A 9,803-nucleotide genomic window follows, 5' to 3' on the forward strand; every position below is an offset into this window, starting at 1 on the left:
ACTCGTATCAGTGGTATAAGAGACATTAATCCCCAGTCCGAAAAGAGGACTGATCAGCATCGGAGCAAGCTTTGATGAGTTATGATGCGTACTTTCGTTTCCTAAAAAAAGCACCTCAGCTCTTCGGGGATGCTGTTTCTCTGCATTTCCACCGACTACTCTTGTTTTATTTGAACAATACTGAAACAAGACACTACTTAATACGATTAGAAAAATAATCTTTCTCATTGGGTCATTATTATATTTGGAAATACAAATAAGCTATTTTTTATATCATTATTCTATCTAAATATTATCAGTTTCTAAGTGTATTTTGTCATTGCTCTATTTTTTTATACTTTCACATCAAATGAAAAGCATTGTTCAAAAATCTGCCATCCCTCATTCCAAATTACTGGTTGTTAAGAGACTGGAGGAATTAAACTTCGACCCCAGCCTCCACCAACACCCTGAGTATCAATTATTTTTAGTTCTAAAAGGATGGGGAACACGCTTTATTGGAGATAATATTAAACCATTTAAACCAGGAGACCTTGTATTTACAGGACCTAATCTTCCACATTTATGGAGAAATGACCCTGACACCAAAAAATCATCAAAAACGCTAGGCATAGTAATATACTTCCCTCAGAATTTTCTTAATGAAATTATAAGTTCAAAAGAAGAAATGGAGAACATCCGTTTACTATTTGAAAAAGCGGGAAGGGGACTGGAAATTTATGGCAAAACCAATAAGATGGTAAGTAAAATGATGCACGAACTCCTCAATGCAAAGGGGGTTTCGCGATTAATTATACTACTTCAGATTCTAAATACAATTGCAGACTCAACAGACTGCCATCCGATCACGCATGTCAACTACATTCCAATAAATAACAAAACCGAATCTGACCGGATGAATAAGATCTATAGGTACATTATGAAAAACTATAGAGATAAAATAAGTCTGGAAGTGATCGCCGAACTGATAAACATGACCCCCAGTTCGTTTAGCAGGTATTTCAAATCGAGGGTCAACAAATCCTTTTCAGATTTTTTAAAGGAGTTAAGGATAGATTATGCACGCAAACTTTTGAACGAAAACAAAATAAGCATCAACAGTGTGAGCTATGATTCCGGTTATACTACGCTTTCTAACTTTAACAAACAGTTCAAAGAAGTAACCGGAAAAACGCCACTTCAATATAGAAATGAATACCTTAAAATAAGGACAGAAAGTATCTAAAACGATCTTAAATTTGGGGATGAGGTGCCCGCTTACCTATAGTGCACTAAATGAACAAATTGAACAAATCCATACACGCTATCGATTTTCCCTTAATACAAATGGTTTTCTTGTCAAAAACCCATATTTTACCCATCTAAGTCAACAATTTAGCGCTTTCTTGCAGATTTCCCCTGCCATGGTTTTCTCACTTTTATTATTACTTTCGTTTTAGTGTTGGCCAACATAGGCGTATCCTGAAAAGCCTTTAACGAGTAAGGAATTTAACAATAACAACCCCCTATTATGAACAAGTTAGAATTAAACAATCTTGGTGTTCAAGAAATGAACACAACTGAAATGACAAAAGTTGAAGGCGGTGGTTTACTTGGCGGTATATTAGATAGTCTTTTGACTTCTGTAGTAGGAACCGTAAACTCTGTAGCAGCTGACACTTCAGCTTTCTTAAGCAAAACATTAACCAATGTTTTGAAACTGGTTTGGAGCCTGTAAGAAAAAATATCGGCAACTGTTATTCTGAAATTCAGAATAACAGTTGCTTTAATATCCAACTATATGCCCCTTTCTACCTATTCCGCCGAAACAATTTCAAGCACCTCACTTGTTTATCGATCACAAATCAGTAATTCAACCAAGCTCATATACCTGATTGCAGTTTTTGCAATCCTTGGAACTTTTGCCGCACTCCCATTTATAAAAACGCCAATAAGTGTAAAAAGCACTGGACTATTACAATCTTCAGTTGAAAAAACGGAGCTAACAATACCTGTAAACGGCAGACTTACGCTGCTTAAGCTTACAGACAATAAGAAACTTAAACAAGGCGATACGCTCTTAATCATTGATGGAGCACTACCCAAACAGCAGGGTGCTTTGGTACAAAACCGTCAGGGACAAATTGGACAGTTCCTGCAGGATATACATATGCTGTTAATTTACATTAATCGAAACGGATACAGCTACCCTAGCCTTCAAACAGGCCAATATAATGCTGCATGGCAACAATTTGCCCAAGAACTTGAAAATGCGCGAATAGCAAAAAAACAAGCAGAAAGCACCTTCAACAGATACAGCAAGTTATACCAGAATAAAGTGCTTACAGAATCTGAATACGATAAGTACAAATTCGAACTTGAACAAGCAGAATCTGCCTTTTTGATGGTAAGTACAAAATATAAAACCCAATGGCAAACCGAAGCAAACCAATTGCGAAATGAATTGCGTGAGCTTTCAGGTCAACAGGTAGAAATAAACGAACAAAAAAAACAATACATATTAAGGGCCCCTATTGCCGGATCTTTACAAAATTTGGTTGGTCTTCAAAAAGGAGCCTACGTTTTTGCCAATCAAAAAATAGGAGAAATATCTCCTGATACCAACCTAACGGCCTTTTGCTATATAAAACCAGCAGATATTGGCTTAATTAAGAAAGGGCAGGAAGTACRCTTTCAAATAGATGCTTTTAATTACAACCAATGGGGTTTGGCTGAGGGTAAAGTGCTCGATATTTCTGACGACATCATTATAATTAATAATAACCAACCTGTATTTAAAGTAAAATGCAGTTTGGACCAGAATTATTTAATGTTAAAAAATGGTTACAAGGGCTATTTAAAAAAGGGTATGAATTTTACTGCCCGCTTTACGGTAACCGAAAGAAGTTTATACCAATTGCTATACGACAAGGTAGATGATTGGGTAAATCCAAATGTTAGCGGAGCGATATGAGAAGGCTATGAGCATCAAAGTAAAACAACACGATATAACCGACTGTGGAGCAGCTTGCCTTGCTTCTATAGCATCCCACTATAAATTGGATTTGCCTGTTGCACGCATCAGACAATTGGCAGGCACCGACAAAAAAGGAACCAATGTACTTGGCATGGTAGAAGCCGCCGAGAAATTGGGTTTTGAGGCTAAGGGAGTTAAAGGCCCATTTGAAAGTTTGTTTAAAATCCCCAAACCGGCCGTTGCACATCTTATTGTGCATGATATTCTGCAACACTATGTAGTAATTTACAAGGTTACCAATAAGTATGTAGAGGTGATGGATCCTATTGACGGACAGATGCACCGCAAAAGTCACGAGCTGTTTAAAAAAGAATGGACCGGCGCTTTAGTACTGCTTCTGCCGGCTGAAGAATTCCAGTCGGGGAATGAAAAGGTATCTGTACAGGGCCGTTTCTGGAACCTGATAAGACCACACAAAAGCTGCGTGTGGGCGAAATCATTTCAAGAATTAATGACGCGGTAAAGATCAGGACGTTCTTAAATGATGTGAGCATAAATTTTCTGGTAAATATCTTTATTGTGTTCTTCTCATTTATCATGATGTTTACTTACTACTGGAAGCTGGCCTTAATCATGCTAACAGTAATTCCTTTGTATTTGCTGATATACTATATAACCAATAAACTGAACAAAAAAGCGCAGAGAAAACTAATGGAAGATTCGGCTGAACTGGAATCACAATTGGTTGAAAGCTTAAATGCAATAGGAACAATAAAGCGCTTCGGGTTAGAAGGACATGCCAATGAAAAAACGGAAACACGCTTTATTAAACTGTTGCAAACTGGATTTAAATCGAACATTAACGCTGTTTTTTCTGGAACATCCTCTGAATTGGTTTCTCGTTTGTTAACCATTATATTGTTATGGGTAGGTGCCGGTTATGTACTGGAAAGTAAAATCACTCCCGGCGAGCTTTTATCATTCTACACCCTTATAGGTTATTTCACCGGGCCGGTATCTTCTTTGATTGGCATGAACAGGACCGTTCAGGATGCCGTTATTGCAGCAGATAGATTGTTTGAAATAATGGACCTGGAGCGGGAAAACGATGAAAATCAAATTGACCTTACTCCTGATAAAATAGGTGACATTCATTTTGAAAATGTTTCTTTCCGTTACGGAACAAGAGTTACCGTATTTGAAAACCTTAACCTTAGAATACCTAAAGGTAAATTTACAGCGATTGTTGGAGAAAGTGGTTCTGGTAAATCGACGCTGATGTCTATACTCCAAAACATCTATCCGATACAAAAAGGAAATGTGAGTATTGGCAAGTACGACCTCAAGTATATTCGCAACTCCTCTCTTCGGAATGTGGTTTCTGTTGTACCGCAAAAGATTGATCTATTTGCAGGTAATGTTATCGACAATATCGCTGTTGGAGATTATGAACCCGACATGCAAAGGATCATAGATATATCTACCCAGCTTGGAATTATTGACTTTATAGAAACTTTACCATCAGGATTTCAAACCTATCTTGGCGAAAATGGCACTACCCTGTCAGGCGGACAAAGACAACGCATAGCGATAGCCAGGGCCATATATAGTAATCCCGAGATTCTTATTCTTGATGAAGCTACCTCTTCATTGGATTCTGCGTCTGAACAGCATGTGCAAAGAATGATTGATCTATTAAAAGTTCAACATAAAACAGTAATTGTTATTGCCCATCGCCTAAGTACGCTGAACAATGCGGATAAGATCATTGTATTAGACAAAGGTCTTGTTGTTGAGGAAGGGACACATAATGAGCTTTTGTTCAACAAAAACTCTGCTTATGCAAACCTCTGGAAATTGCAAACTCCGCAATTAATAACACACGGATAGCTCTTTATTTTCCCACTCAAATGTTATACCTTACGCGGTCTAAAACATTTCTATAATTTATGGCAACATCCCGAAAGGCTGCGTTAAGTTTTATTTTTATTACCCTACTACTTGATGTTATTGGCATTGGCCTTATCATTCCCGTATTTCCTCAATTAATTGAACAGCTCATTGGTGGCAATATTAGCCAGGCCTCCCAATGGAGTGGTTGGCTTACCTTTGTTTACGCCATTATGCAATTTGTTTGCGCGCCTATTATAGGAAATCTTAGTGACAAATATGGTCGGCGGCCTGTTCTTCTCTTATCTCTTTTCGGATTCGGAATAGATTATATTTTCCTTGCCCTTGCACCTACCATCTGGTGGCTTTTTGTGGGCCGTATCATAGCTGGCATCTTTGGTGCAAGTATGACCACTGCAACAGCCTATATAGCCGACATTAGTACAAACGAAAACCGTGCGCAGAACTTTGGAATGATTGGTGCCGCATTTGGAGTAGGTTTTATTATCGGTCCGGCATTAGGAGGTTTACTTGGAGAAATCGGGCCACGTGTACCTTTTATAGCCGCCGCAATATTAACATTGGTTAATGTGGTTTATGGCTATTTTGTATTGCCAGAGTCTTTAGATAAAGAACACAGGCGTGCCTTTGAATGGAAAAGAGCCAATCCGCTTGGGTCATTAATGCAGCTTAAAAAATATAAAGGTCTTGGCGGCTTAATTATAGCGCTTGTTTTCCTGTACATAGCCAGCCATTCTGTGCAAAGTACCTGGACATTTGTCAATATAGAGAAGTTTAAGTGGAGCACCTCTATGATAGGAATCTCCTTAACGGTGGTAGGCGTACTTGTAGCCGCAGTGCAAGGTGGACTAATCCGGTTCATTAATCCCAGACTGGGCAATGAGAAGAGTATCTACGTGGGTTTCATATTATACGCCGTAGGCTTGTTTCTTTTTGCCTTCGCTTCAGAAACCTGGATGATGTTTGCTTTCCTTGTGCCTTATTGTCTTGGTGGAATTGCAGGCCCTGCTTTACAGGCAATTATGTCTGGCAATGTCCCTCAAAACGAACAGGGCGAATTACAGGGTGCATTAACAAGTTTAATGAGCGTAACCGCAATTATAGGGCCTCTATTCATGACAAACTTATTTGCATGGTTTACAAGCCCTGGCGCTGCAATTAAATTTGCGGGAGCACCGTTTCTTGCCGGAGCTGTATTAATGCTAATTAGTGTGTTAATTGCTTATAGAACAATGAAAGGTCATTCGTTTATGAACCGAAAGAATGCTTAGCTATTAATAGCTGCCCAAAGCATATCTTTTAATTCAACCAATCCCTTTTGTGCCACAGATGAAATAAATATGGAAGGAATATTTTTAGGAAGCTCCTTTTTCATTTCTGCTACCAATTCCTCATCAAGCATATCTGATTTGGTTATGGCCAGTAAATGTGGTTTTTGCATCAGCTCAGGATTGTAATCCTTAAGCTCTGCTTTAAGTATTTCATATTCTTGGGCTATGGTTCTTTGCGTATCCGCCGGTACCATAAATAGCAATACTGAATTACGTTCAATATGTCTGAGAAACCGATAACCTAATCCTTTACCTTTAGAAGCTCCCTCTATAATACCGGGAATGTCTGCCATTACAAAAGATTTGCTATCTCTGTAAGACACTATACCCAGATTAGGTACAATCGTTGTAAATGGATAATCGGCAATTTCTGGCTTAGCAGCCGAAAGTACAGATAACAAAGTTGATTTACCGGCATTAGGGAATCCAACAAGACCAACATCAGCCAGAACCTTAAGTTCAAGCACCATCCATTCTTCCTTGCCCGACTCTCCTGGCTGTGCAAAACGTGGAGTTTGCAAAGTAGGAGTTTTAAAGTGCCAGTTACCCAAGCCTCCTCTTCCCCCCGGAGTAAGTATCTTGGTTTCGCCATCCTGAGTAATCTCAAAAAGAACATTTCCGGTTTCGGCATCTTTGGCAATAGTACCCAGAGGAACATCAAGGATTTCATCTTTACCTTGTTTTCCTGTTGAGGTACCACTAGAGCCTGGCGCGCCGTCCTGAGCGATAATATGCTTACGGTATTTTAAGTGAAGCAACGTCCAGAACTGAGCATTTCCCCTTAATATAATGTGTCCACCACGACCACCATCACCCCCATCAGGCCCACCTGTAGAAGTTCTTATATCCCGGTGCAAATGTGCAGAGCCCGACCCTCCTTTTCCAGAGCGACAGCATATTTTAACATAATCTACAAAATTGGAACCTTGTGACATAACCTTCTATTTTTAAAAAAAATAAGCCTGAAAAAACTTTTCAGGATATATGAAAATAGCGGGAAGAACTAAAAATTCGCCCCGCTACTTGTATTATTATTGATCTAGTATTTATCTATTACAGCGCTTAAATCAGCAAAAATGTCATCGATCTTTCCGATACCATTCACCTTACTTAGCTTATTTTGTCCTTCATAATAAGGCAAAACATGAATCGTTTTGCTGAAGTACTCTTCTATACGTTTTTGCAATTTATCAGCCTGATCATCAACGCGACCTGTCTCAATTTGTCTTTGCGCAATACGCTTAGTCAGCTCCTGCTGATCCACATCAAGTGCAATTACGCCAGCGATTGAACTTCCTTTACTCTCAAGAAACTCATCTAAAGCCTCGGCCTGAGGAACCGTACGCGGGAAACCATCAAATATAAATCCTTTAGCATTTGGATTTTTATCAACTTCTTCCTCCAGCATAGCAATCGTAATTTCATCAGGAACAAGTTGCCCTTCTGCAATCAGGGCACTCACGCGTTGTCCTAAAGGAGATTGATTTTTGATATGGGCCCTAAAAAGGTCGCCTGTTGAAATGTGAATCAATTGATACTTCTCAATTAATTTTTCTGATTGGGTGCCTTTGCCTGCACCCGGTGGGCCAAAGAGAACAAAATTAAGCATTCGGGTTGTCTTTAAAGTTAAAAAGCCTTCTGCGCAAGCAGTAAGGCTTTTGGTTGTTATTTATACATTCACAGTTAAAAATCTCTAAGAAATTTATTGAAGATCTAATAAAATTAACTTCTACAAATAGAGATTTAACCATTCAAAATAATTTACTTATACCTATTAAATCAGTTGTGATAACTCTCCAGTTCTCAATTCATTAATCTCAACAAATACCGAGAAAAGAAGGTTACTTTTTAGCCTGCAAATATATAATTATTAATTTACTATATTGATTTTTTTACAAATAACCCTCGTCAAGGGTCAATGCAGGGCGGCCAAATCTTTATTAAAGACTATTGATAGGCCCCCTTGCTAATCAAATTATTCACAATACGAGTCTTCCCATCCTTGTCGGTTGTACCATTTATCTCAGCAGAAATAACTGTTCCGGTATTTTTTGCAGGCGAGGCAGATTTAAGATGAAAATCATAAATTAGTTTATTTACAAACAAAGGATCTGCCCCCCATAAAGAGCCAGCATCACCACCGCAAGCAGCTTTCCACAAATTAAAATCAGTATAAGGAACATTATTCCAGCGCCAAATACTTAACCCTTCTGAATAATACAGGTTGTCGCTAACAACATTATTTGTACCGCCAGTAACTTGTTTATTGATAAAAACGCCTCTATCTGGTCTCGGATAAATAATGTTATTTCTAATCACATTATCGTTGCAATTCTCTGTTAGTCTAATCTCTCCCTCAACTTCATTTGAGTAGCCCAAATCTTTGCTATTGTGATAGACAGTATTGTTCACTACATAACATTTATTGGTACCTCCCCCGGTATAACCTATATATCCACCCATATAAATTCCACCCAATGAACAATTGTATACTACGTTATTCCTGACGATGCACTCCTGAGTGGGAAAATTATCTGTTTCGCTAACAATCCCTATACCCCTGCCACTATCTCTAACCAGATTCCTTTCAACCAAAATATTTCTGGCACCATCAATATAAATGCCGATAGCACCGTTATGGTCCTTATAGGCGGGAATTGGTCCTGTCTTCCCATCTATATTAAAAACTTCATTGTCGGCAATTATACCATTGCGAACATAATTATACGAAGGGTTGGGATTTGCAGCATAACCGCCAGCAGCCACAATGCCTATATTTTCACCGTTGTAAACCTTATTTTTTCTGATCTCAAAACCATCCACGTATCCATTTATCGTCAAGTTTTCGCTATAACCCGTGTTACAGTCAAAAACCTCATTTTCCTCGACCAAAATCTTTGTAAGTGCCACATTAGTATTGCCTATAATATGAATACCATGTCCACTTCTACCCAATTCGGGGGCGGCATTATTTTCGATATTAAATACCCGATTCTTTCGTAGGGTAATATTACTTGAACCGCCTTTTACTACTATTCCATCAACATTGGCCCAGGCATTAGTGGTTTTAAAATCACAAATATCGAAACCGTCAATTACAATAAAGCTTACATTATTTACTGTAACCAGTGCTTCGTTACCAGACACAGAAAGGCCATCACCACTAATAATCGCTTTTTCTCCCTGATATGGCTTTAAAGTAATCAGCTTATCCTTTCTGCCAGATTTAGCAAAAGAGACTTTTTCCTTATAAGTACCACCTCTTACAAAAACCGTAAAACCGGGAGTAACCAATTCAAGTCCTTTATTAATCGTACTTACCGGAGCCTCCAATGTCCCGCTATTTGAGTCATTTCCGTTGACAGCCACATAGATGTCTTTTCCAGAAGCTTGTCCTTCTGGTTTATCCGAACCTGCTGAGGAACTTTTCTTACTGCATGCAGATAAAACACCATAATTCAACATGATGATCCCTAAAAAAAAGATGCGCTTAAAATACCCTAGCTTTGATGTATTCATAACTTAAATTCAAGAGCTAACCAATTAAAAGCTATTTACTTTTAATTGGTTAGCAAGTTTGTATGTTAAAATTAAAGGAGTTGTTT

The 9,803-nt window shown here is 38.5% G+C and carries 10 protein-coding genes; 6 read left to right on the forward strand and 4 right to left on the reverse strand.

Features of this window, described 5'->3' with window-relative positions; all coding sequences use genetic code 11:
• Positions 1–228 (reverse strand): hypothetical protein (locus AC1DDX_RS20370; RefSeq protein WP_477622494.1); only part of this gene is annotated, 228 nt, incomplete at its 3' end.
• A 121-nt stretch (positions 229–349) separates the two neighbouring features.
• Here AC1DDX_RS20370 and AC1DDX_RS20375 point away from each other — a divergent pair.
• The 6 genes from AC1DDX_RS20375 to AC1DDX_RS20400 all read left to right on the forward strand — a co-directional run bounded on the left by AC1DDX_RS20375 (position 350) and on the right by AC1DDX_RS20400 (position 6,138).
• Positions 350–1,225 (forward strand): AraC family transcriptional regulator, encoded by an 876-nt coding sequence (locus tag AC1DDX_RS20375; RefSeq protein ID WP_172660841.1) that lies wholly within the window; start codon positions 350–352, stop codon positions 1,223–1,225.
• A gap of 285 nt (positions 1,226–1,510) precedes the next feature.
• A complete protein-coding gene (locus AC1DDX_RS20380; RefSeq protein ID WP_048904154.1) occupies positions 1,511–1,717 on the forward strand; it encodes a hypothetical protein in 207 nt (68 codons plus the stop codon).
• A gap of 63 nt (positions 1,718–1,780) precedes the next feature.
• On the forward strand, positions 1,781–2,953 hold the full coding sequence (locus AC1DDX_RS20385) for an HlyD family secretion protein (RefSeq protein WP_477622495.1): 1,173 nt from the start codon (positions 1,781–1,783) through the stop codon (positions 2,951–2,953).
• 7 nt (positions 2,954–2,960) lie between these two features.
• Positions 2,961–3,479: a cysteine peptidase family C39 domain-containing protein gene (locus tag AC1DDX_RS20390; protein ID WP_477622496.1), complete on the forward strand. Its 519-nt coding sequence runs from the start codon at positions 2,961–2,963 to the stop codon at positions 3,477–3,479.
• Complete coding sequence (locus AC1DDX_RS20395; protein ID WP_477622497.1) at positions 3,443–4,846, forward strand: peptidase domain-containing ABC transporter; 1,404 nt, start codon at positions 3,443–3,445, stop codon at positions 4,844–4,846. The genes AC1DDX_RS20390 and AC1DDX_RS20395 overlap by 37 nt, the downstream gene beginning before the upstream one ends.
• Before the next feature lie 59 nt (positions 4,847–4,905).
• On the forward strand, positions 4,906–6,138 hold the full coding sequence (locus tag AC1DDX_RS20400) for a TCR/Tet family MFS transporter (RefSeq protein WP_337715744.1): 1,233 nt from the start codon (positions 4,906–4,908) through the stop codon (positions 6,136–6,138).
• Here AC1DDX_RS20400 and obgE read toward each other — a convergent pair.
• The 3 genes from obgE to AC1DDX_RS20415 all read right to left on the reverse strand — a co-directional run bounded on the left by obgE (position 6,135) and on the right by AC1DDX_RS20415 (position 9,717).
• Positions 6,135–7,133: a GTPase ObgE gene (gene obgE / locus AC1DDX_RS20405; RefSeq protein ID WP_172660845.1), complete on the reverse strand. Its 999-nt coding sequence runs from the start codon at positions 7,131–7,133 to the stop codon at positions 6,135–6,137. The two genes, AC1DDX_RS20400 and obgE, sit on opposite strands and share 4 nt — an antisense overlap.
• 104 nt (positions 7,134–7,237) lie before the next feature.
• Positions 7,238–7,807, reverse strand: a complete 570-nt coding sequence (locus AC1DDX_RS20410; RefSeq protein WP_172660846.1) for an adenylate kinase — start codon at positions 7,805–7,807, stop codon at positions 7,238–7,240.
• 338 nt (positions 7,808–8,145) lie between these two features.
• Positions 8,146–9,717, reverse strand: coding sequence for a right-handed parallel beta-helix repeat-containing protein (locus AC1DDX_RS20415; RefSeq protein ID WP_337715746.1), 1,572 nt, complete (start codon positions 9,715–9,717; stop codon positions 8,146–8,148).
• Positions 9,718–9,803 lie beyond the last annotated feature (86 nt).

The sequence above is a fragment of the Pedobacter sp. 10L46_2 genome, assembly GCF_056395165.1.

Coding starts and splice junctions, on each gene's coding strand:
- AC1DDX_RS20375 (WP_172660841.1), top strand. CDS start 350: ATGAAAAGCATTGTTCAAAAATCTGCCATCCCTCATTCCAAATTACTG.
- obgE (WP_172660845.1), bottom strand. CDS start 7,133: ATGTCACAAGGTTCCAATTTTGTAGATTATGTTAAAATATGCTGTCGC.
- AC1DDX_RS20390 (WP_477622496.1), top strand. CDS start 2,961: ATGAGCATCAAAGTAAAACAACACGATATAACCGACTGTGGAGCAGCT.
- AC1DDX_RS20410 (WP_172660846.1), bottom strand. CDS start 7,807: ATGCTTAATTTTGTTCTCTTTGGCCCACCGGGTGCAGGCAAAGGCACC.
- AC1DDX_RS20400 (WP_337715744.1), top strand. CDS start 4,906: ATGGCAACATCCCGAAAGGCTGCGTTAAGTTTTATTTTTATTACCCTA.
- AC1DDX_RS20415 (WP_337715746.1), bottom strand. CDS start 9,717: ATGAATACATCAAAGCTAGGGTATTTTAAGCGCATCTTTTTTTTAGGG.
- AC1DDX_RS20380 (WP_048904154.1), top strand. CDS start 1,511: ATGAACAAGTTAGAATTAAACAATCTTGGTGTTCAAGAAATGAACACA.